21 protein-coding genes are annotated in these 22,279 nt (G+C 65.2%); 7 read left to right on the forward strand and 14 right to left on the reverse strand.

Annotation, left to right across the window (positions count from 1 at the left end; genetic code table 11):
* From EDC39_RS11335 to EDC39_RS16005, 3 genes are all read right to left on the reverse strand, one after another.
* Window positions 1-324 (reverse strand): hypothetical protein, encoded by a 324-nt coding sequence (locus EDC39_RS11335; protein WP_148896503.1) that lies wholly within the window; start codon window positions 322-324, stop codon window positions 1-3.
* The gene (locus EDC39_RS11340) at window positions 324-797 is read right to left on the reverse strand and encodes a nitrous oxide reductase accessory protein NosL (RefSeq protein WP_148896504.1); all 474 of its coding nucleotides are present in this window, start codon (window positions 795-797) and stop codon (window positions 324-326) included. The genes EDC39_RS11335 and EDC39_RS11340 overlap by 1 nt, the downstream gene beginning before the upstream one ends.
* 126 nt (window positions 798-923) lie before the next feature.
* Window positions 924-1,268 carry a hypothetical protein gene (locus EDC39_RS16005; protein ID WP_187426762.1) on the reverse strand — a complete coding sequence of 115 codons (345 nt, stop codon included), beginning with the start codon at window positions 1,266-1,268 and terminating at the stop codon, window positions 924-926.
* A gap of 92 nt (window positions 1,269-1,360) precedes the next feature.
* Between EDC39_RS16005 and EDC39_RS11350 the strand changes: the two genes are divergently transcribed.
* Entirely contained in the window at window positions 1,361-1,741 is a 381-nt protein-coding gene (locus EDC39_RS11350; RefSeq protein ID WP_148896506.1) for a desulfoferrodoxin, read from the forward strand.
* A gap of 104 nt (window positions 1,742-1,845) precedes the next feature.
* On the opposite strand, the gene EDC39_RS11355 is transcribed toward EDC39_RS11350, so the two are convergent.
* Window positions 1,846-2,517 carry an FKBP-type peptidyl-prolyl cis-trans isomerase N-terminal domain-containing protein gene (locus EDC39_RS11355; protein ID WP_148896507.1) on the reverse strand — a complete coding sequence of 224 codons (672 nt, stop codon included), beginning with the start codon at window positions 2,515-2,517 and terminating at the stop codon, window positions 1,846-1,848.
* Window positions 2,518-2,599: 82 nt separating this feature from the next.
* Complete coding sequence (locus EDC39_RS11360) at window positions 2,600-3,754, reverse strand: MFS transporter (RefSeq protein WP_148896508.1); 1,155 nt, start codon at window positions 3,752-3,754, stop codon at window positions 2,600-2,602.
* A gap of 135 nt (window positions 3,755-3,889) precedes the next feature.
* Here EDC39_RS11360 and EDC39_RS11365 point away from each other — a divergent pair, with 135 nt between their 5' ends.
* Window positions 3,890-4,639, forward strand: coding sequence for an MBL fold metallo-hydrolase (locus EDC39_RS11365; protein ID WP_148896509.1), 750 nt, complete (start codon window positions 3,890-3,892; stop codon window positions 4,637-4,639).
* Window positions 4,640-4,650: 11 nt separating this feature from the next.
* Here EDC39_RS11365 and EDC39_RS11370 read toward each other — a convergent pair whose 3' ends face one another.
* The 8 genes from EDC39_RS11370 to EDC39_RS11405 all read right to left on the reverse strand — a co-directional run bounded on the left by EDC39_RS11370 (window position 4,651) and on the right by EDC39_RS11405 (window position 14,718).
* Entirely contained in the window at window positions 4,651-5,436 is a 786-nt protein-coding gene (locus EDC39_RS11370) for an alpha/beta fold hydrolase (RefSeq protein WP_148896510.1), read from the reverse strand.
* Window positions 5,437-5,774: 338 nt separating this feature from the next.
* Window positions 5,775-6,614, reverse strand: a complete 840-nt coding sequence (locus EDC39_RS15360; RefSeq protein ID WP_187426763.1) for a right-handed parallel beta-helix repeat-containing protein — start codon at window positions 6,612-6,614, stop codon at window positions 5,775-5,777.
* A gap of 2 nt (window positions 6,615-6,616) precedes the next feature.
* Window positions 6,617-7,651 carry an MSCRAMM family protein gene (locus EDC39_RS11380; RefSeq protein ID WP_148896511.1) on the reverse strand — a complete coding sequence of 345 codons (1,035 nt, stop codon included), beginning with the start codon at window positions 7,649-7,651 and terminating at the stop codon, window positions 6,617-6,619.
* Window positions 7,648-9,021 carry a right-handed parallel beta-helix repeat-containing protein gene (locus tag EDC39_RS11385; RefSeq protein WP_148896512.1) on the reverse strand — a complete coding sequence of 458 codons (1,374 nt, stop codon included), beginning with the start codon at window positions 9,019-9,021 and terminating at the stop codon, window positions 7,648-7,650. Before EDC39_RS11385 ends, EDC39_RS11380 begins: the two co-directional genes overlap by 4 nt.
* On the reverse strand, window positions 8,996-10,033 hold the full coding sequence (locus EDC39_RS11390) for a carboxypeptidase-like regulatory domain-containing protein (RefSeq protein ID WP_148896513.1): 1,038 nt from the start codon (window positions 10,031-10,033) through the stop codon (window positions 8,996-8,998). Before EDC39_RS11390 ends, EDC39_RS11385 begins: the two co-directional genes overlap by 26 nt.
* 10 nt (window positions 10,034-10,043) lie before the next feature.
* Window positions 10,044-11,228, reverse strand: coding sequence for a right-handed parallel beta-helix repeat-containing protein (locus EDC39_RS11395; RefSeq protein ID WP_187426764.1), 1,185 nt, complete (start codon window positions 11,226-11,228; stop codon window positions 10,044-10,046).
* On the reverse strand, window positions 11,225-12,286 hold the full coding sequence (locus EDC39_RS11400) for a hypothetical protein (RefSeq protein ID WP_148896515.1): 1,062 nt from the start codon (window positions 12,284-12,286) through the stop codon (window positions 11,225-11,227). Before EDC39_RS11400 ends, EDC39_RS11395 begins: the two co-directional genes overlap by 4 nt.
* An 8-nt stretch (window positions 12,287-12,294) precedes the next feature.
* Window positions 12,295-14,718, reverse strand: coding sequence for a spermidine synthase family protein (locus EDC39_RS11405; RefSeq protein WP_148896516.1), 2,424 nt, complete (start codon window positions 14,716-14,718; stop codon window positions 12,295-12,297).
* Between the two features lie 325 nt (window positions 14,719-15,043).
* Here EDC39_RS11405 and EDC39_RS11410 point away from each other — a divergent pair, with 325 nt between their 5' ends.
* The 5 genes from EDC39_RS11410 to EDC39_RS11430 are packed head-to-tail and all read left to right on the forward strand — an operon-like array spanning window position 15,044 to window position 20,066.
* Window positions 15,044-16,129 (forward strand): ethylbenzene dehydrogenase-related protein, encoded by a 1,086-nt coding sequence (locus EDC39_RS11410; RefSeq protein ID WP_187426765.1) that lies wholly within the window; start codon window positions 15,044-15,046, stop codon window positions 16,127-16,129.
* A 6-nt stretch (window positions 16,130-16,135) separates the two neighbouring features.
* Window positions 16,136-16,876 (forward strand): peptidase associated/transthyretin-like domain-containing protein, encoded by a 741-nt coding sequence (locus tag EDC39_RS11415; protein WP_148896518.1) that lies wholly within the window; start codon window positions 16,136-16,138, stop codon window positions 16,874-16,876.
* A complete protein-coding gene (locus EDC39_RS11420) occupies window positions 16,870-17,799 on the forward strand; it encodes a HEAT repeat domain-containing protein (RefSeq protein WP_148896519.1) in 930 nt (309 codons plus the stop codon). The genes EDC39_RS11415 and EDC39_RS11420 overlap by 7 nt, the downstream gene beginning before the upstream one ends.
* 51 nt (window positions 17,800-17,850) lie before the next feature.
* The gene (locus tag EDC39_RS11425; RefSeq protein ID WP_148896520.1) at window positions 17,851-19,353 is read left to right on the forward strand and encodes a 4Fe-4S binding protein; all 1,503 of its coding nucleotides are present in this window, start codon (window positions 17,851-17,853) and stop codon (window positions 19,351-19,353) included.
* Window positions 19,335-20,066 (forward strand): hypothetical protein, encoded by a 732-nt coding sequence (locus EDC39_RS11430; protein ID WP_148896521.1) that lies wholly within the window; start codon window positions 19,335-19,337, stop codon window positions 20,064-20,066. Before EDC39_RS11425 ends, EDC39_RS11430 begins: the two co-directional genes overlap by 19 nt.
* Before the next feature lie 432 nt (window positions 20,067-20,498).
* Here the strand turns inward: EDC39_RS11430 and EDC39_RS11435 are convergent, their stop codons facing one another.
* Entirely contained in the window at window positions 20,499-21,995 is a 1,497-nt protein-coding gene (locus EDC39_RS11435) for an FG-GAP repeat domain-containing protein (RefSeq protein WP_148896522.1), read from the reverse strand.
* Window positions 21,996-22,279 lie beyond the last annotated feature (284 nt).

Genomic DNA, 22,279 nt, shown 5'->3' on the forward strand with positions numbered 1-22,279 from the left:
TCAGCGCTCCGCCTGCCTGACCAGAATGCGAGTTTGCGGCATGGCAACCGGCGGGGCCAGCATCGAGCCGGAGGGGAAATGTTCCAGCGCCCCCGGGGCATCCTGGAAAGGGGTGAAAAAATCGGCCTGCGACGGATGGCGCGTATAGCGGGCCTCGGTCCAGATGGCAAAGTCGGTAAGCATCAGATCGCGCACCAGAGTCCGGCGCGGAGCGAGCCACGCCGCATCAGCCCGTTGCCGCTGCCGAAAGCCGGCGGCTATGCAGCCGGCAAGAGCGGCTGCCAAAAGCAGGACCAACAGCAGAAAGCGCTGATAACGCGGCATCAATCCCTTTCGATTTCCTTCAGTTCGCGGCCGTCAAAACGGAAAAGCCTGCTGCCGCCGTGATCGCGCATGAAGGTCTCGGCCTGCTTCACGCCCCGAACCGGCACCAGCTCCTGCCCCATGGGCCCGAGAACGTCGCTGCCCGCGATGAAATAGACCTCGGTGGCCAGAACCGGTTGCGCGGAATAATACTCTGTCACCCAGACTTCCCGGACTTCGGTCAGCGTCCGCCCCGGGAACTGCCGCGATGCCTCCTGCAGGTAGCGAAACAGATCCCTGGGGCCGTCGAAATCGAGCCGGGCGCCATCACCGAACAGGATGACCGCCTGCCAGGTGGGATAGGGAGCGACAAACATGCCGCAGACCGGACAACGCACCTTCGGCCCGGCCGGCGACGGTACGTCCGCCAGAACAGGCCGCGGGGCAAGGCCAAGAACTGTAAACAGAAAGGTCGATAATAGAAACAGGCGCATTGAGAATCATCACATTCTTTGTCGGGGATCTTCAGCTTTATACCAGTTTCCAGCCAGAAGGCAAGCCAGACCGGCCCGTCGCGGGCGGATAAACAGGCCCTTCGATTTTCATGACTTTGTTTAATGTCAATTATATTGATTTGTATAAATCAATTTTTCAGGAGAGGCTATCCATGAAAAAACTGCTTGTCGCTCTTTTTGTTCACTCTGGTTGCCGCCGACACCGTCATGTTCAAGGCGAAAAACGGCACGGTCACCTTCAACCACAAAATGCACGGTGAAAAACTGGGCTGCAAAACCTGCCGCAAGAAGCAGAACGGCCCGACCCGGTGCGGCGCCTGCACAAGAAACAGATTCTGTCGATTGTCCGGCTGAGCAGTGGCAGGCACTGCTCAATGCCGTTTCCGGAGGCGTGCCCGGGGCCTCCTTTTCTATCCCGATCTTGCCTTTCCTGACAGCCGGTTGAACCATGGGCAGCCTGTGGTAAGCTTTTTTCGCTGGCTGTACGCGTAATCTTCGAACAGAAATCCCTCCTGACAACCACCCAATAAAGGAGAAACGTCATGGCGAAACAACTCGAAGTCTACAAATGCGAACTGTGCAGCAACATCGTCGAAGTCCTGCATTCCGGGGCCGGTTCCATGTTCTGCTGCGGCCAGCCCATGACCATGCAGACGGAGAACACCGTCGACGCCGCCAAGGAAAAGCACGTACCGGTTATCGAGGTCGGCGCCGACAGCATCACCGTCCGGGTTGGCAGCGTTGCCCATCCCATGCTGGACGACCATTATATCGTGTGGATCGAACTGCTCGCCGACGGCAAAGCCTACCGCCAGTATCTCAAGCCGGGTGATGCGCCGGAAGCAACCTTCCCGGTCAGCGCCGACAAGGTGACGGCACGCGAGTACTGCAATCTGCACGGGCACTGGTCCTCCAAAGCCTAGATGATGAAAAAGCCAGCGATAATGGCCCGAAAAAAACACAAAAAAGCCGGGCAACCTTCAGCGAGGTTGCCCGGCTTTTTTTATTTTCAGGCTGAAGCGAGCGATCAGTTGACTTCCAGCAGCTCGACCTCGAAGATCAGCACCGAATTGGGGCCGATGACCTGGCCAGCCCCCTGCTCGCCGTAGGCCAGGTCGGCCGGCAGAACGAATTCGTACTTGCCGCCCGCCTTCATCAGCTGCAATCCTTCGGTCCAGCCCCGGATCACCCGGTTGAGCTGAAAGGTTGCGGGCTTGCCCCGCTTGTAGCTGCTGTCGAATTCGGTACCGTCGACCAGGGCCCCCCGGTAGTTGACCGTGACCGTGCTGTCCGGTCCCGGTGTCGCGCCGTCACCTTCCCTGATCACCCGATACTGCAGGCCGCTGGCGGTCACCTTGACGCCATCCTTTTTCCTGTTGGCAGCGAGGAAGGCCTCACCCTCGGCCCTGTTTTTGGCAGCGGCTTTCTCCTGCAGCACCTGCTGCAGTTCCATGATGGTCTGCCGGACCTCATCCTCGGTCATCAGCAGTTCGCCGCCAGCCAGGACATCCTTTATCCCCCGGGCCAGCAGGTCCGGATTGACCTCGAATCCCTTCCCCTTGAAATCGCGGCCGATGTTCATGCCGATACCGTAACTGACCCGTTCTTCAAGGGTGGTCGGTTTCTTGTCCGCGGCAGCCACGGGCAGGGCCATGGCAAGGGCCAACAGCAGACTGGCCGCAAGAGTCGTCATTCGCATCTGTTCTCTTCCTTTCGAAAAATTTTTTAAGGTTATCTCCCTTATTACTCCGCTCCCCCTGCCGGTGTCAACAAAGGAAAGTTCACGAGCCACCGACAGGCGACAGCCCCTGCCTGAGAAACCTCCGGCAGGAGAGCGTCAGCAGCAGCCCGACCAGGGCGAACACCGCCAGCATGACAATCACGCCGTTCCAGCCGAACCGGGAATAGACCGGCCCGGGGGCCGAAGAACCGAGAGCTCCGCCGCCGTAGTAGAAGGCGATGTAGAGCCCGTTGACCATCCCCTTGTGGCTGCCGGCGAAACGGTTGAGCCAGCCGCTGGCGGTGGCATGAACCAGGAACATGGCGCCGCAGAAGAGGAACATGTCGGCGAAAAGGACCGCGACCCTCGGCACGGACAGCAGCAGGATGGCGACGCAATAGACGGAAAAACCAACCAGCAGGGCCGGCAGCTCGCCACCGAACCGGCGCGCCAGCCGGACGGCCGACAACGAGGTGACCACCCCCATCAGGTAGCCGGAATACATCAGACCGATGCGAAATTCGTCGGCATGGCGGCTGATGTCAGTCAACCGGAAGGGAATGAAGTTCATTACCGCGGCAAAGGCCAGAAAAAGACAGAACACCGCCAGGTAGATTCGCAAAAAGAAGCCGTTGCGCAGCACATCGAGCACCAGGCGGGCCCGCGGCCGGGTAAGAGCCAGTCCACCGGCCGGAGGCAGCCGCCCGAGCAGTACGGCACACAGCAGCAGGCTCGCGCCGAGCAGCCAAAAGCTGGCGCGCCAGTGCAGCCAGCCGGCGATGGCGCCGGAGCAGAGCCGGCCGAGAAAACCGCCGAGTATGGTGGCAGCGATGTAGGCGGCCATGGTCCGCTGCACCTCGCCCGACTGCGATCGGCGCGACACATAGGTCATCAGCGAAGTGAGCAGGGCCGGCACCAGCATGCCCTGAAAGAGGCGCACCGCCAGCAGCAGCGCATAGCTGCCGGAAACGGCGAAGACGAAAGCACTCAGCCCGAGCAGCAGAAAACAGACGCGCAGCACCCGGCGCGGTTCGACCGCCTCCAACAGATAGCCGTAACCGAGAGGCGCCAGCGCCAGCGGGATGAAGGTCAGGGTGGTGAGCAGGGCGATGGCATCGCGCGACACCCCGAATTCGGCCGCCAGCACTGGCAGCAGCGGCTGCGGCGCATAGAGAGTCGACAGAGTGAGCAGGGTGGCGAAAAAAATCAGACGCATGATGTCCCGGTCGCGTCGTCAGCCGAAGATTCCGCCGCGACGCAGAAGAAAAAGAGGAGAATCCGCCGGGGCAGCATACAGCAGCCAGAGCGCTCCGGCAAGTGAGGACGGCTACGTGAAAATGGACTATAGTAGATGCTTCAGGACGGATACTCGATGATGAAACTGACCTTTCTCGGCACCCGCTCAAGTCTGCTGCAACAGCACCCGCATCATCGCCAGCACAGTTCGCTGCTGGTCGAATGCGACGGCCACCGGGTCATGATCGACTGCGGCGGCGATTTCGGCGAACAACTGTCGCGCATCGCGCCCGATGCCCTGGTGCTGACCCACGCCCACGAGGATCACGCCGGCGGACTGGCCGCCGGCAGCCCCTGCCCGGTCCATCTGACAGAGGCAACCGCCCGAATCCTCCGCCGGCAGGGATACGACCCGGAGCGCTGGCAACCGGCAGAGAAACTGTCCCTGGTTTTTGGCCGGCTGCGCATCCGCTCCTTCGCCGTGTACCATTCCCTGCGGGCGCCGGCAGTCGGCCTGCGCCTGGAGGATGGCCGCTCCTGCTGCATCTACCTGTCGGATGTCGCCATGCTCGGCAAAAACGCATCCTTTCTGGCCGGCGCCGACCTCTACATCGGCGACGGCACCTGCTTCGGCGATGAACTGGTCCGCATCGAGCAGGGCGTCCCCTGCGGTCATGCCGCCATCACCAGCCAGCTGGCCTGGGCGGCGACAGCGGGCATCCGCCGGGTATTGATGACCCACTGCGGACCGGAGATCTGCCGGGATGAAGACCGGGCACAGCGAACCATCGCCGGCCTCGGCGCCCGTCTCGGCCTGCAGGCCGCCTTCGCCCGCGACGGACAGTCCGTCGTCCTGGCGGAGTGAAGCATCCGGATTCACTCCGCCAGCTGCAGGCCGGCGAGAAAATCGCACAGCACCGAGCTGAACAGCTCCGGTTGCTCCAGGTTGGCCATGTGGCCCGCCTGCGGAATCACTTCCAGTCGCGCCTGGGGCAGCTGCCCGGCCAGCAGCTGTGAATGTCCCAGGGGAACGGCGACATCCAGTTCCGCCCCCACCACCAGCGCCGGCAGGTCGAAATCGCGCAACCGGATGACCATGTCGCGGCGATCGCGCATGGCGAGAAGACCGCCGGCAACGCCCTCCGGCGGCGTCGACAGCATCCAGGACCGCACCTGCTCGACCAGCTCGGGACGCCGGCTGCCGACGCCGGGAGCGAAAAGGATGCTTTCGAAGGCGTCGGCTATCGGCTTCAGATCGCCGGCGCGGGCGCTCTCGGCCAGGGCTGTGCGCCGGGCCCTGGCCTCGTCGTCATCCGCCGCCGCCCGAGTCACCAGGAACATCGCCGCGCTCGCACGCTGCGGATAGCGGTCGAGCAGGTTGCAGAGGACATAACCGCCCATCGACATGCCACCGATCACCGCCTGGTTCAGATCGAGATGATCGAGCAGGCCGACGACGGCATCGGCGTAGAGATCCATGCTCGCCTCCCCCGCAAGGGGCGATTTGCCGAAACCGGGCAGGTCGGGAGCGATCACCCGGTAACCGGCGGCGGCCAGCGCTTCCATCTGCGGCTGCCACATGCGACGGCAGAGGGGAAAACCATGCAGCAGCACCACGGCCGGCCCCTTGCCGGCCTCGTCGTAACGAAGGGGTTGCGACATCGAACACCTCCTGCTGAAAAATCAGAATTAGCGCTGAGGCGCAGAGCTATTGGATCCGGAGAGGGGGAAAAAGCTCTTTCTCCCTTGCCTGCTCTCCATCTCCGCGCCTCTCCGCCCCTGCTTTAAAGTGAAGATGACAACAGTTTTTCAACACATCAGCTCGCAGGACGTTGAAAAACGTCATGAGGGCAGGCGAGACAAGGCGAAAACAGCCGAAAAGCGCAGTTTACATATCAGTAAATGAGCATTTCGAGGCTGTTTCAACCGCAGCAGTTTTTACAACGCCCTGCCAGATAGAGTAGCAGGCCGGAGGAATTTGACCAGCGAAGAACCCCCGGTCAGGGGATGGCGACCGGGGCGGCAAGGGGTTCGACGATCAGGGCCCGTCCCAGGGCCGGGTCGCGGCGGCCGTCGAACAGCTGCTCTTCCAGCCGCCCCCGGTCGATGGTCCCCCACCAGTTGCGGGGCAGAGGCACGTCCTGCCGCTGCTGCAGGCCGAACTTGACCTGGTAGGAGCGGCTGCCGACGATATTGTTGCGCTCGATGAGAATGCCCCCCCGGCTGCGGGTGACGACAAACAGGCCGATCTCGTTGTCGCTGATCTGGTTGTGGTGAATCCGGCCGGTGGACCGCCGTTCCTCGAAACGCAGGCCGTGGCGGTTGTGGTGGATGCGGTTGCCGGACAGTTCGAGATTGACGGTTGAAAATCGCACGCCGTCGACGTTGAACCGGAATTCAGAGTCGGCAATGCGGGCCTTGCAGAAATGCACCTGCACGCCGCTGTAGGCGTACTCGGAGATGACGTGCCGCAGGCTGACCCGCCGGGCGAAATCGCAGTAGAGATACTTCCAGTCGGCCGGTTGCGGCCGGCTGGCACCGCTGGTCAGCAGGATCGGCGCCTGCGCCGTGCCTTCGGCGACGATTTCACCCTCGACGTAGAGTTCGCTGTCGCCGATGCCGTCACCGTCCCGGTCGAGGGGCAGGAACACCACCCGGGTGCCAGGCAGGATGGTCAATCGCCCCGACTTCTTCACCGTCACCACCCCGCGGATGCGGACCTCCCCCTGCCAGACGACATCGCCGGAAATGGCGGTGTCGGCCAGTTCGAGAACGGGCGCCGGCCGCCCGGCGCAACCGGCGAGCAAAAGGACAACGAGAATCCAAAGCAGTCGCCTCATGCTCACTCCAGGCTGACCGGCTCGACCACGATACGCATACCGCGTCGCACCTCGCCGGCGGCGATGGTCAGACCATGGTCGGCTGTCTCGTCGAACATGCCGAACAGTTCGCCGGGCGCCGGTGAATCGCCGTAACGCTGCCGGGCGCCGACATAGAAGGTTCCGCCGGCAGGAAGGTCCAGCCGAAACCGTCCGTCATCCCCTGTGGGCGGCGACAGGGCCGCCGGCCGTTGATGACCGATCACCCGGCTGGTATAGGCAAAGACATGGACGCCGGCGACCGGCCGGCCCTGGGCGTCGACCACCCGGCCCTCGACGCGCGTCTCGCTCGCCTCGCCAAACGTTTCGCGGCTGCCTTGCGAAGCCTGCTTCTCGACCAGTGGCAGCGCAACGGAAACCAGCTCGCCGGCGGCCAGATGCAGCGGATTGCCGGCAAAGAAGCCGATCCGGTCGCCGGTCCGCACCGGCCCGACCAGCTCGCCGTTGCTTCGCCAGCGCGCCACCAGGTAGTAGTCACTGTCCGGCAGACCGTCGAAGTAGAAACGGCCGTCGCTCCCCGTCGGCGGCGACATGCGGTAACCCTGCCCCTTGAGCCCCTCGGTGGTGTCGAGGTAGAGATGGACCACCGCCCCGGCCAGCGGACGGCCGCCAAAGGTCACCACGCCCTCCAGCCCGGCGCTGTAGGCGTCGTCGTAGTCCCGGCGGCGCACCTCGCCGACGGGAACGAGCTGCAGGCCGATCCAGAGGTCGGAAGAGGCGAGCCGGACCGGGTTGCGCCCGCTGAAGGCAAAGCGCCGCCCGTCGGCGCTCTTTCCGAACAGGGCGTAGCGCCCCGGCGGCAGCTCGAGCCGGTAGAGACCATCCGGGTCGCTGATTGCCGTATTCACCGGCTCGCTGCCGGGATCGAGGTCGGCATGGGCGGCGACCCGCACCCCCGCCGCCGGCTCCTCACCGTCGACCACCCGGCCCTCGATCACCGCCGCCGACGCCGGCAGGGCGAGCAGACCGACCATCAGCATCGCCCAGAGCCACCTCATGGTCCGGCCTGCGGTCCGGCCTGGTCGACCGGCATCTGCAAAACGGGCGAGAACACTACCCGGTCAAGAGCATAGGCCTCGTCACCGAACCCCTCGTAGACCACCGTCGGCTGGTCGTGACGGTCCCAAAAGAGCGGATCGTTGCTCTCTTCCGTGGCGGCGGCCAGTCGTTCGCTGTCTTTCCCCCACCAGTTGCCCGAGACGTCGACCCGGTCGACAAACCGGGTCGGCGCCTGGGCCAGCAGTTCGTTGCGGCTTCCGCGGGCCCGCGCCTGCCGCATGACCAGCGCCCGGGAGCCGGAGCGTTTTTCCCAGTCGGCGCTCTGGTAGATGCCGAGCCGAACAGCCTCGCGGTTGTCGATGAAATTGTTGTTCCTGACCTGCGGATAGGACGAATAGTCGCAGAAGATGGCCAGTCCGTTCTGTTCGATCTGGTTGTTCTCCACCTGCGGGTTCGACTTGCGATAGTTGTAGATCGCGGTGTCGTTGCCGCGCAGCAGGTTGTGCTCGATCTGCGGCGAGCCGAACTGGTCGTTGCGGATGGCTGTGCCGTTGTCGACGAAGACGTTGTTCCGAATCAGCGGATAGGAAAAGGCGTAGTTGACCAGAGCCTTGCCGTTCTTCTCGAACCGGTTGCCAATGATCCGCGGCGTGTTGCGGGTCTGGTTGCAGAACAGGCCGACGTCGTTGCCGGTAAAAAGGTTGTTTTCGATCCGGTCGGGATAGGGCTGCTGCAGGGTGATGCCGCGGCCGTTGCCGACGAACCGGTTGCCGGTCACCGTACCGCGACTGCTGTGCGAGGCGAAGATGCCGGTCTCTCTGAGATTTTCGAAATGATTGTCGGCGATGGTCGGGCTCGACTTCATCTCCACCGCTACCCCGACCCGGCCGCCGACAAAGCGGTTTCCCCGGATCAGCGGCGGCGATTCCCGCAGCAGATGAACACCGAAATCGCAGTCGACAAATTCGCTGTCGACAACCTCGAAGTCGGAACCGTAGCTGCCAATTGCCTGGTTGGCGCCGCGAAACCGTGCCTGGCGGATCAGACTGCGGCCGGTCGTCTCCATCAGCTCGATCCCCTGCCAGCCGGCCGGCGCCTCGAACACCACCGGCTCGTCGGCGCTCCCCTCGATCCGCAGCCGGCCGCGCACGGTCAGCTTGAAGGTCTTCTCCTTCACCCGCACCCGGGTACCGGCGACGATGGTCAGGCTGGCGTCGGCCGGAACGATGACCGGACCGGTCAGGTCGACCTCGCCCTCCCAGCGGCTGTGGCCGAGCAGGGTCCCCGAGTAGCAGAGAGCCAGGGCCGGCCCCGCAAGCAGGACCAGCCACAATCCGAAAACGCTAGCGGGCAGAAACCGGCTGAACATGAATGGTGATCTCCTCCACGACCTGGTCCTGTTTCAGGTCGATGCCGTGATCCGGGCTGCCGGCGTACTTGCCGTACAGCTCCCCGCCGGCGGCGGGACCGCCGAACGACTGGCGGGCCAGCAGGTACCAGCGGCCGGCCGGCAGCCTGAGCTGGAAACGGCCGACACTGTCGGTCGGCGGCGAAAAATGGGCCGGGGTACCGGTCATCTGCGGCTGCCGGTAGGCGAAGACGTGCAGACCGGCCGCCGGCGCGCCGTCCGGCCCGACGACCCGGCCGCGGACACCGTGGAAGGGCAGTTCCTCCCCCTGCTCCAGGTTCGACAGCCGGGTGATCGTCTCCAGCCGGATATGCCGCACCATGCCCGGTTCGATGCGTACCGGGTTGCCGTAGTAGTAGTTGAACCAGTCGCCGATGTTCACCGGCCCATATCGCCCGCCCTGCTGCCGCTTGCGCGCCAGCAGCCAGTACTCGCCCGGCGGCAGCCGCAGGCGGAAACGGCCCTTCTCCACCGGCACGATGTTGTAGGCCGGCCCCTTGAAGCCGGATTTCGTGTCCCGGTAGACGTAGAGGTAGACCTGCTCGAGAAGCTCGTCCTGGTAGGTGATCTCCCCTTCGATGCCCGAAACCCGCGCCCGTTTCGCCGGCCGCTCTTCCGGCACCCGGATCAGGTTGAAACCGACGTTGGTGAAATGACCGTCCACCACCTCCACCGGCGACCCGCTGTAATAGCAGAAGTAGTCGCCCGCCTGCGGCCGACCGGTGAAGGAGCGCGCCACCATGTAGTAGCGGCCGGGCGGCAGCGTGAGCTGCCAGGTGCCGTCGAGGGCGGTCGGCGTTGAGACCGCCACCGCCTCTCCGCCGGTGATGTCGGCGATCTGCCGGTAGGCGAAGATCCGCACCCCGGGGACCAGCTCGCCGCGCCAGGCGACCCGCCCCCTGGCTCCGGAGGCCGCCTGGGCCGCCGTCGCCGCCAGCAGCATAAGAATCGTCCAACAGACAAGTCTGCGCATCAGCTCCACCTCATGGGAAAACGATCGCTTTTTTCGCCCAGGGAGCGAAACGGACCCGATCGAGAGGCCAGTCGCGCCCACCCTCCTCGAAGGTCGGCCGGTCACGGCCGTCGTCGATGAAATCGGGATTGCCGCCGGCTCCCAGCCGTTCGAGTTGCCGGGTCGCCCGCTCGCCCCACCAGTTGTCGCGGGCGTCGATCCAGCCGTCGCGGTTGCGGGCCCGGCGGTCACTTTCGGCCACCTGCCGCGCCGGGCGGCTGCCGAAGGCGCCGTGCGCCGTCTCCTGCCGGCGGGCGGTGCTCCCCTTCTCCCGCTCCCAGACGATCGACTGGTACTCGAGACGCACGGCCACGCCGTTGCCGGAAAGGTCGTTGCCGCGCAGCCGTGGATAGCTCGAGTAGGCGATCAGCACCCCGGTGCCGTTGCCGCTGATCCGGTTGCCCTCGACCAGCGGGTCCGAGCGGCGGAAGCAGCGGATGCCGACGTCGTTGTCGCGGATATCATTGCGCCGCAGCACCGGCCTGGCGGCACGGTCGATCAGGACGCCCACCTCGTTGTCGGTCAGGCAGTTCTCCTCCAGCAGCGGATCGGAACCGAAATGGCTGACCATCAGTCCGGTCGGATGCCCGCTGAACCGGTTACCGCTGAACCGGCGCGGCCGCGAGCGGAAGATGTAGGCGCCGAAGCGGCCGTTGTTCTCGAAACGGTTGTCGACCACCGCCGCCGTCGAGCCGTCCTTGATCATCAGGCCGACCCGGCTGTTGCCGGCGAAGAGGCAGCCGCTGATGGTGGCCTCGGTCTTGCGGCGCAGCTCGATTCCGATGCGGTTGTCGCGCAGCTCGAGCCCCTCAAGCCGGGGCGCGCCGCTCTCGACGGTGACGGCAGTCATGGCGCCGCTCAGCCGGCAGTTGGCCAGCAGGGAGTCGCTCCCCAGTCCCTTGAGGACCAGCCCGGTCCAGCCCTTGCCGGCGAACTGCGCCCCGCGGGCCAGAATCCGCCCGGAAACGGTCAGGCCGCCGCGCCCGAAACGGATGCGGCTGCCCGGCTCGATCCGCAGGGTCACGCCGGCCGGCACCGTCACCGGCTCGTTCAGCACCAGCTCGCCGCGCCAGACGGTGTCCGTCTCAAGCACCAGGGCCCGGGCCGGTACGGCCCAGCCGCAGATGAACAGCACCACCAGCAGGCAGACTCTCACCAGACCTCCCTGACCCGTATGGTTCCCAGTTCCTCGACCTGCCCGGTCTCGACAACCGCGTGATGATCGGCCGTACCGTCCCAGGTTCCGACCCATTCGCCGGGCTCCAGCGGCCCGCCGTAGGCGCTGCGGGCGCCGAGATAGTAGGTGCCGCCGGTGGCCAGATTGAGCCGGAAGCGGCCGTCCGGGCCGGTGGGGTCGGAAATGTGCACCGGCTTGCCGACCATGCGGCTGTCGAGATAGGCGAAGATATAGATGCCGGGCACCGGCCGGTCCTCGGCATCGACCACCCGCCCGGTCAGGGCGGTGCCGCTGTCGGCGAACCGGCCTTCTTTCCGCTTTTGCCGGTAGCGCACGGGATCGACCGGCCGCACCGTCAGTGTTCCGACATTCAGCCGCTGGCCCGTCTTCAGCTCGACCGGCCCCAGGGTGCCGGTCAGATCTCCCGGTTTCAGCTCTCCCAGGCGCGAACCGTCGGCCCGACGGCGGGCCGCCAGCCAGAAGGTGCCGGACGGCAGGTCGATGGCGAAGTTCCCGGCATCGTCGGTTTCGACCACGGCGCCGTAGGAAGGGCCGACCAGGTCGACGGCGTCGTCGGTATAGACATAGACGAAGGCGCCGGCGACGCCGTCCCCGTCGTGCACCACCCGGCCGCTGAGGCCGGTACCGGGTTCGGGAACCAGCCGGCCGTCCCGTCCCATCTCGCGAAGGGCAAAGGGCGCCACCTCAAGCATTCCTTTTTCGACCTGCACCGGGTTGGCCGGGCATTCGGCCATCAGCATCACCGGCCGGCCATCAATGCTGCTCTGCCGCTTCTTGCCGATGATGAAGTAGCGGCCGGGCGGCAGCTCGAGCCGGTAGCGTCCCTCGCCGTCGGTCGAGGCGACGGCGAAGGGCTGAACCGAACGGTCCTTTTCCGCCTTGAGATAGATCTCGACACTTGCGTCGGCCAGCGGTTCGCTCCCGTAAAGCAGCACGCCGGAAAGGCCGGTCGGTCCCGACCGCTCGCAGGCGGCGACAAGCGCCAGAATTGGCAGAAAAAGAAGCAGTCGACGCATGAAAAACCTCAAAGTCCGCCGCTCCGCAGGCGCAGCACCGGCGAAAGCGCCAGCAGGTAGACCAGTCCGCCCGCCAGCAGGGTCAGGGTATAGCCCCAGTTCATGGCCACTACCACCGCCAGCAGGGAACCGAGCACGCCGGTGGCGCCGTTGACTCCCCAGCTCCAGGCCAGGTCGCGGCCGTCCGGATGCAGCAGGCGCATGCCCAGCGGCAGCGGCATGCCGAGCAGCAGGCCCAGGGGCGCCAGCAGGCCGGCGGCCAGCAGGCAGCGCAGCGCCAGGGGCTGATCGAGCAGGGCGTCGAGCAGCGGCGGCAGACCGTAGTTGCAGAACTGGGAAAGCAAGACCAGTACCAACAGCAGCGGCGGCAGCCAGCGTCCCTCGCGGCCGGCGGCTATCTTCCCGGCCAGCAGCGAACCGAGACCGGAAAAGACCAGCAGGCTGAAGAGAATCACCGCCAGCGCGTAGATCGGCTGTCCGAGAAAGAGAATGAAACGGCGCAACAGGCCGATTTCGAGCAGCATGAAACCAAGACCAAGGCAGGCGAAATAGAGCAGGCGCCACCCGCTGCCAGCACGGCCAAGCTCGCACCGGCGGAAAAGGAGCAGGGGCAGGATCAGGCAGACGAAGGTCAAGGCGCCCACCACCAGCAGCAAGTTGCGCAGGATCAGCACCGCCCGGTCCTCGAAACGGCTCTGCGCCGGAAAGGTGAACAGGGTGAGAAAATCGGCCGGCTTGTACATGTAGTAGAAAAACGGCCGGTCGTCAGTGGTCGGGGTGACGTCGAACGGAAATTCGTCATAGAAGGTCCCCGAGGCGTAGCCGGCCACCAGGCGGTGAAAGGGATCGCTCCCCTGCCGCCGGTCGGGCATCAGCACCTCCTGAAAGGCCAGTCGCGCCGTCATCGTCCGCAGCCGTGCCAGCTCGTCCGGCGTGAACGGCGACTTCTTGAGCATGAAGTTGGCCAGTCCCCGCTCCTTGATGACGACGATGTGGGACGCCGGGTCGGCAACGCCCTGCCGCTCGAGGAAGGCCAGCCCCAGCGAGACCAGGCGCAGGGTCTCCCGCTCGAAGATGAAGCGGGAGATGGAGAGGATGCCGTTCGGCCGCAGATGCTCCCAGTAGTCGCGAAAGGCCTCCAGGGTGTAGAGGTTGTTCTCCGACAGGGTGAAGGCCCCGGCCGAGGGCGCCATGCGTCCGAACACCGCCGAGGCCTGGATCACGTCCCACCGCCTGTTCTGCCGGCGGATCCAGCTGCGCCCCTCGTCGACGGCCAGCTCGACATCGGGACGCCGGTAGAGCGCGCCGGTAAAGGCGGCGAAACGCTCGTTGACCGCCTCGGCCACCAGCGGATTGATTTCCAGCGCCGTCACCCTCTGTGCGCCGCTGGCCAGGGCGGCAAGCACGTCCTTGCCGCCGCCGGGCCCGATCACCAGTCCGACCGGCGCTTCCTTCAGCCGCCAGGCCAGGGCAATGACGTTGTCGCGAAAATAGCCAAGCCCCTCCTCGCCCGGCCAGCGGTAGAGGGTGGTGTAGCCGGTGTCGTCGACCACCATGCCGAGCTGCTGCGGTATCGGCCCCCGGTAGGTGCGCGAAAGCCCCCAGGCCTGGCGCAACTCCTCGCCGCGCGAGGGATAGACGGCGACGCGGGAGAAGGAATTCCAGGCGCTCCAGAGCAGTCCCGGTTCGTAGCGGCCGCGCACGAAACGGATGCCGGCGAAATCGAAAGCCAGGTTGCCGGCCAGAAGGGCGACCAGCAGCAGCGCCGCCAGCAGCGGCCTCAGCCACCGCCTGCGGCCGTCTCCGAAACAGGCTGCCGCCGCCAGTCCGGCCTGGGCCACAAGCAGCAGACCGCCGACGCCGCCGACCAGTTCGAGAACGCCGATCACCGCCAGGCAGCCGAGCCCGGCTCCCAGCAGGTCCCAGCTGTAGAGCCGGCCGATCTGCCGCAGATGGCGACGCAAAAGCAGGGTGACAGCCAGGCCGGCAAAAAAGAACGGCAGCGCCGTCACCAGGTAGAGACCGGCCAGAACCGGCAGCAGGGAGAGCGGCACCCCCTTGTTGTAGAACCCCTGCTGGAAAGGCTGGTAGAAGGGCTGATGGAAGAAGGAGAGCACCCGAAAGCCGAACTGCGGCCAGTAGCGGAAGAGGACGAAAACGCCGAAAAAGAGGACCAGCGACAGGACGAACCCCCAGCAGCACCGGCGACAGATGTCGCCGGTGCGTTCCGCCGGAAACCGGCCGGGTCGCAGCTGAACCAGCATGGCGGCGACGGCGAAACCGAACAGGGCCAGGCTGATGGCCATGGAGGCAAAATGGTACCACATCAGCACCGAGAAGATCCGGGTCAGGATCAGCTCGTACATCAGACCGGCCAGGGAGATGGCGAACATGCCGTAGCAGGTGCGGCGATCGAGGGATGCGGAAACCATAACCCATTGGAGCGAGCAAGTCCCGTGCCGGCCGCCGGGTCCCGCCCGGTTGCGAATCCGCCGCCAGCAACGGTCCGTCCCCGTCATTTATTTGCCGGGGCACGAAAGGCAACGGCGAAAATATGCCACGCGGTGCGGGTGACAGATGACGAGTGACAGGTGACGAAGCGTTCGGGGGGGGGCCTGGGCGGCGTCCTGCGGACGATTCTCGCTTCGCGGGTCCCGAATCACAGCCATCGACCGACCTTTCCGGACAGGCGTTTCCTGTTTCGCGTTTCCCGCTTTGCCTCCGCCTCGGTACGTGATTTGCATTTCAAGCCCGGTTGTGAATCGCATCCGCCGCCCCCAAATCCACGTCAAATACGCCAGGCTGCCCGGCGTCCTGCTTCTGCTGGCCGTTGTCGGCATATCTGCCCTCTTCGGCGGCTGCCGGCAGCCGGAAGCGGACCGACTCTACGCCCTGTACCTGGAGCACCCTCCCACCGAAGCCGACTGGCAACGGGCACTGCCACACCGGGTCGAGGTCCGCGGCGGCCGGGTGCACAAGGTCGAGGTCTTTCCCGACATCGACAAGGACACTGTCCACACCTCGACACCGTCCTGCCACCACGGCGGCACCATCCCCCGGCCGCTGCCCGTGGAGATGAAGGCCTTCTACACCGACCGCGATCTCTTTCTGCGGCTGCGCTGGCGCGATCTGACCCGCGACGATGCCATGAACCGCTGGACCTTCGACGGCACAAAGTGGGTCAACAACGGCGCCCTCGAGGACGGCTTCGGCATGCTCTGGCGACCGGACGAAGAGAGCCGCCCCTTCACCTGCAGCCTCGCCTGCCACATCGAGGACTTCGGCGTCGCCGGCTCGACCTTTCACGCCACCAACCACATGAAACTCGAACGCCCCGGCCCCTGGTACGACCTGTGGAACTGGAAGGCCGACCGCACCGGTCGCCTGGGTTTCGCCGACGACCGCTGGCTCGACCACAAAGGGATGCACGGCGACCTGCCGGGCGAACTGCACCGCCCCAACTCGATGCGGGCCGAGGCGGGGGAAAAACCCTTTGGTCCCGACGACCAGCCGATTTATGATGGCAAGGGTCGCCGAATCGACGGCAGCTTCCGGCCTGCAGGAAGCCAGGCTCCAGGCTGGCTGACCGAACGGCCGTCGGGACGTCGGGCCGACATCCGGGCCGTTGCCATTCGCGACGGGGACTTCTGGGTGGTCACCCTGCGCCGGGCCCTCGACACCGGCGATCCGCACGACATCGTCTTTTCACCGGCAGCGCGCAACGGCTTCGCCTTCGGCCTGTCGGTCATGGACCATACCCTCGACGAACATTACGCATCCCGCGCCGAAGAACGGCTGGTGCTGCTGCCCGCCGCGGCCGGCGATGTCAGGCAACCGGAGTGAATCGCCATGAAAAGGTTTCTGCCGCTTCTTCTCGCCTGTCTCTTTCTGCTTCCCCTCGGCTGCCAGCAGGAACAGCCGCAGACCGAAAAGCCGGACCTGGTCAAGGTCAGCGGCCGGGTCATGGTCCCCCTCGAGGGCGCCTACATCTACATCTACCAGAAGGGGATGGACCTCTACGGACCGGCGATGACGGTCTCCAAGCCGACCGACGCCGAGGGACGGTTCGAGCTTTCCCTGCCCCCCGGCGAATACATCGCCGTCGCCCGCAAGCGCAAGAACGGCGAAATGGCCGGCCCGGTACTGGCCGGCGACAACAAGAGTGAATTCATCAATCTTGACCTCGAGGCACAGCCGGTACAGCTGACGGTGGTGGCCCCGGTCAAGGTCGGCGATGAGCGCCGCCTGAGCACCACCCTGCCGGCCGGCAAGACCGGGCTTTCCGGCACCATAAGGGACGCCGAGGGCAAACCGGTGGCAGGCGCCAGGGTGCACGTCTACGACCACGTGCAGATGTCGGAACGCCCCAAGTTCGTTTCCGAGAAGACCGGTCCCGACGGTCGCTATCTGATCTACCTGCCCAAGGGCGGCACCTACTACCTGGCGGCACGGGACAAGTTCGGCGGCCCGCCGCAGATCGGCGATCTCTACGGCCGCTACGACCAGGGAACCATCGAGCCTTCGGCGGTGGTGGTCAAGGATGGTGAAATTCTCGAAAACATCGACATCACGGTGACCAAGGTATGGTAACGACCGGCAAGCGCTTCCCGTTCCGGACGGTCTGGCCGCTTCTTCTGCTCGGCCTGATGCTGTTCGCCGGCTGCGGCCAGGAGCCGGCTCTCGACCTGCCGGCGCTGGAAAACGCCGCCAGGGCAGGCGACGCCAGGGCCGTCAGCCAGCTCGTCTCCCTGCTCGGCCGCAGGGAAAACGGCGTCAACGACCGGGTCTATCCGGTGGTCGTCGCCCTCGGCCGGGAGGCGGTTCCGGCTCTGAGCGGCCAGCTCGACACCAGCGATCCGGTTCTGCGCGAATACACCATCGCCGCCCTTGGCACCCTGCGGGCGAAAGAGGCGGTGGACGGGATTCGCGCCACCCTCAAGGATAGGGCCTTCGGCCGCCGCTACATCGCCGCCTGGGCCCTGGGCCAGATCGGCGATCCGGCAACCATCCCCGCCCTGATCGAAGCGCTGGACGACGCGAACGAAACGGTACGCCGCTACGCCACCCGCGCCCTGATTCGCTTCGACCGCAAGGCGGTCCCGCCCCTGGTGCAGGCCCTGCCCGCCGCCACCTCCCGGGCCGCCGGCTACATCATCCGCGCTCTGGGTGATATCGGTGATCCGCGCGCCGTCGACAGCCTGTTGCGTGCCGTCGACGGCCCCAATCGCGGCCTCGCCTTCCAGGCGCTGGGCAAGCTCAAGGAGCGACGGGCCGAGCAGGCCCTGATCGACGGCCTGAACGACAGCGACTGGCGAACACGGATGCAGGCGGCCATGGCCCTCGGGCCGCTGGGCGGTCCGGCCGCCGCCGAGGCCCTGCAACCGCTGCTCGACGATCCCGAGGTGGTGGTCCGGGAATGGGCGGCCCGTTCGCTGGAAATGATAACCGGCCGGCATGTCCGCTACCGCGACGCCAGAGGAGAACTGGTGATGCCCTACAACATCTATCACTGAAAAAGTGTGACGCGTGACAACGTCTGTTTAAGCTCGAGAAGGCAACCACAGATGCTTTCCAATCTTTTCGATATCCCGCTGCTCGGCCGGCTGCTCCGCGCGCGCTGGTTCTGGCGGCTGCTGCGGCTGGTCGCCCTGGTCCTGCTGCTGGCGATGATCGCCTGGGGCTGGCACCAGCACGCCATTCCCGGCGTCAGCACCCCCGATCCGCTGATGTACACCAACATCACCAACCACCTGTTCTGGGTCTGGTGGATCATGGGCGTGGTCTTCGTCGCCCTGCTGCTCGGCCGCTTCTGGTGCGCCGTCTGCCCCCTCGGCTGGCTCAACGGCATCTTCGCCCGCCTCGGCCTGCGGCGGGAGCTGCCCGGCTGGCTGAACAACTACCTGCCGGTCACCCTGGCCCTGGTCGCCCTGCAGGTCGCCATCTACCTGCAGGCCACCCATCGCTACCCCGACCTGACGGCACGCCTGCTGGCGCTGACGGTGGTGCTGGCCATCGTCTGCGGCCTGGTCTTCCGGCCGCGTGCCTTCTGCCGGCTGCTCTGCCCGGCCGGCGCCGTTTTCGGTCTCTACGCCCGGGTGGCTCCCTTCGAGCTGCGCACCCGCAACGACGGAACCTGCCCCTCCTGCAAGGGTCGGTTCTGCGTCAGCGGCGGCAGCTTCTGGCAACGCTTCAGCCTCGGCCGGATGGTCCTCTACTGGCATGCCCGCCGCGACGACTGCCCGATGGACCTGGTACCGGACGAGATCCGCGACAGCCGCGACTGCACCTACTGCCTGCACTGCGTCAACAACTGTCCGAGCAACAGCATCCGGCTCGGCTTCCGCCGCTGGATGGCCGACATCGGCAAAGCGCCGCTGCCCGCCGACGAGGCCTTCTTCCTGGTCGTGCTCTTCGGCCTGCTGACCGCCAACTTCAGCAAGGTCTACGTCGATCTGCGCCAGGCCCTCCTCTGGCCGCCGCAGCAGGCCGCCCTGCTGCTTGGCTGGGGCGGCGACGGCTTCAATCTGCTGGCGGCCGTCTGGGTGGCCCTGCTGCTGCCGCTGCTGCTGTTGCTGCCGGCCTGGGCCATCTGGCGGCTGAGCGAGACCCGCGTGCAGGCGGGTGACGGGCTGCAGCCACAGCGCCCCGACACCCCGCCCTCGTCCGGGCCCGGTTTCTGGCACCGGCTCGGCTGGCTGACCCTGCCTCTGATTCCGCTGCTGCTGGCGGTGCACCTGGTCCTGGCGCTGGTGAAGATCAACGCCAAGGCCGGCTATCTACCCTTCGCGCTGCGCGACCCGTCCGGGGTGAAGAGTTTTCTGGCCATCAACGTGATGCAGACCATGAACCCGCCCGGCCTGCTGCTGCCGCTCGACCTGCTGAAGTGGCTCGTCCTGCTGGCCCTGGCCGGCGGCATCGCCGCCTCGCTCCACGCCGTCCGCCGCTGCCGCAGACAACTGCCGGCGGAACATTCGGAGGCTGGCTACACCCTCGCCGCCCTGACCGCCCTGCTCGTCCCGGCAGGCCTCTACATCGCAACGGTGATCCGATGGCTCTTCATCCGCTGACCCGACCGCTTGTCCCGCTGCTGTTTCTGCTCCTTGTCGCCTGCAACCAGCAAACGGCCGAACCGGTCGAACCGGCCGCGGCAACCGGCGGTGACAGCCCCCCGAGGACCGAATCGGCAACCGAAGCCGAACAGCCATCCCGGCCGAAGCCGCCGGCGCCGCCACTGTTCGAAGACTTCGAGGGGCAACCGCGCATCTCCCTCTTTCCCCGCGCCGGGCAGGTGCGCCCGGACGAGAAGGATGAACTCTTCCCCTTCTGGCTCACCTACCTCGACCACCTGCGTCGCATCACCGGCGTCCTTCAGCTCGAAACCGACCAAGGCAGCAACCGGGTGTTCGCCTTCCGCGGCCTGAAGAACGTCGATTCCGTCGGCTACTTCTCCCCCATGGCCGTCGAGCCCGACACCAGCTACCGGGTAAGTGTCCGCATCCGCACCGACCTGCCGCCCCAGAGCTGGGCAGGCATCGGCATCCAGGAGTTCGACCGCTTCCTCTGGATTCCTGACCAGTTCGACAGCAAGCTCAAAAAAGAGCATCTGCTGGCCAGCCACGTCGGCTTCTCCCTGAACGGACGCAACGGCTGGGGCCGGCGGCAATTCACCTTCACCACCGGTCCGAAAACCCGGATGATTCACCTGATCCTCTTCATCGACGGCCAGACGGATCGCAAGCCGGTGCTGTTCGACGACCTGACAATCGAACCGGTCGAGTGATTTCGTTCCACCACTGAGACACGGAGAGACAGAGGCAGAAAGAAGCAGCCCGCCCGCCCCGCTCTCTTCGACCCTCCGCATCGTGGACTCCCTCCTGACGGAGGACGGTCAGATCGGGATGAACTTGAAGGCTTCCCGTCCCTCGATTCCCGGGAAGGTGAGGTGAGCTGTCCGAAGACCTCTGCGCCCTCTCCTTCTCTGCGTCTCTCCGTTAAAAGCAGTTTTCTCCCGTGTTTGCTGCCCTGATACCATTTCCACAAGGCATAAAAAAAGGCCGGGCCGGGAATCTCTTCCCGGCCCGGCCTTGTCGTCGTCAGCAGGGATGAACGTTCCCGCTGCCAACCACACGCGGCTTGAGATATTTCTTCATGCTCGCCTCCTTGTGGGGTTCAGGGTTAGTGACGACTCGAACGGTCTTTTCGACCCGCTTGCTTATTCCGCCTTGGCCAACTGGCGCTGTTCGACCGTCGCCGGTTCGATCAGCTCGATGGTCTGCCCAGTCTTGACGTTGTCCATCCGGGCCTGCAGGCCGCTGGGGAAGGTGGCGACCACGTCGTAGCGCCTGGAAGCATCGAGGCCGAAATGGGCGACCTTCGGGCTCTGGGCGCAGAAGCCGGTGGCGGAGCGGATTTCGCGCATCGCCTTCAGCTCTGTCTTGCCGGACTCGAAGACCTCCACCCGGGTACCGTAGGCATCACGGCTGGAGATGCTGCCGGTCACCTTCACCTTGAGCCAGTTGTTGTCATTCTGATTGTTCAGGTAGAGCTTGTTTTCGGCGCCCCAGTTGATCACGTACAGGTCGAGGTCGCCGTCGTTGTCGATGTCGGCAAAAGCGGTGCCCTTGGTCCGCACCGTCTCGCACTTGAGCTGCGGCTGGCGGTCGGCGACGTTGACGAAGTTCCCCTTGCCGTCGTTCAGGTAGAGCTGGTTGGCCAGCTTGCAGTCGCCTTCGTACAGGTCGAGGTCGCCGTCATGATCGACATCACCGAAGGTCGGGCCCTTGCCCCAGCCTTCGTGGGTGCCGGCGATCTTTTCGTTGGCGAGAGTGAAAACGCCCTTGCCGTCGTTCAGATAGAGATTGTTGGGACCGACATAGTTGGAGACGAAAAGGTCGAGGTCGCCGTCGTTGTCGATGTCGGCGAAGGCGGCGCCGAGCCCCCAGTTGGGATCTTCCACCCCGGCCTCGCTGGTGGCATCGCGGAAGGTGCCGTCGCCGTTGTTGATGTAGAGGCGGTTCTTCTCGCCGACCGGGTACTGGCCGTTGACCACGTAGAGGTCGACGTAATGGTCGCCATTGACATCGGCCCAGACCCCCATCCAGCTCCAGGAACGGTCGCCAACGCCCGCGACGTCGGTGACATCGGTGAAGGTGCCGTCACCGTTGTTGTGGAAGAGCACGTTCTTGGCGCCGACTCCGTAGTTGGCGCAGTAGAGGTCGAGGTAGCCGTCGTTGTCATAATCGGCCCAGGACGCACCGTAAGTAAAGGCCTTCAGGCCGACGCCGGCCTCCTCGGTGACATCGGTGAAGGTGCCGTCGCCGTTGTTGCGGAAGAGCCGGTTGGCTTCGATTTCATAGCGACCGCCGGTGGCCAGGTAGAGATCGACAAAGCCGTCGTTGTTGTAGTCGCCAAAGACGCTGCCCATGGCCAGACCGGGATAGTCGAGGCCCTCGCCGGCACGGGCGGTGATATCCTCGAACTTGCCGTTCCCCTTGTTCAGATAGAGATGGTTGGCGCCACCCTTGTTCGAAACGTACAGGTCGACCAGTCCGTCATTGTTGATGTCGCCGAAGGCGACTCCCTTGCCGAGACCGGCGTCGGCGACCCCCGCCTGGCTGCTGATGTCCACGAATTCCTGGGCCAGCACGAGCCCGGAACCCAGGCACAGCATCAACGCGGCCAAAAGCACACACAACGTCTTTTTACCCATGCTTCCTCTCCTTTTCACCGACAGGTTTGTCTTCAAGGGGAAACCTGAAATGATCGTACAACAACCGATTTTCTCGCTGCGCCCTGCGTAAGCGCAGCGCAACTAGCCTGATTTAAAGGAAAAACAGAACGACCGCTCCTGACTGCACAAAACCGGGCCCTCTGTTTTCATCATTCTGCTCCAAGATTAAATGCAAAAAACACGCCTGTCAAACCACTCCCGAACCCGTCCAGAACCTTCAGTCGACAGGAATGAATCACGGGACGAGCATCGCCGACCTGCGG

It is taken from the genome of Geothermobacter ehrlichii, assembly GCF_008124615.1.
GTDB classification, from domain to species: Bacteria; Desulfobacterota; Desulfuromonadia; order Desulfuromonadales; family Geothermobacteraceae; genus Geothermobacter; species Geothermobacter ehrlichii.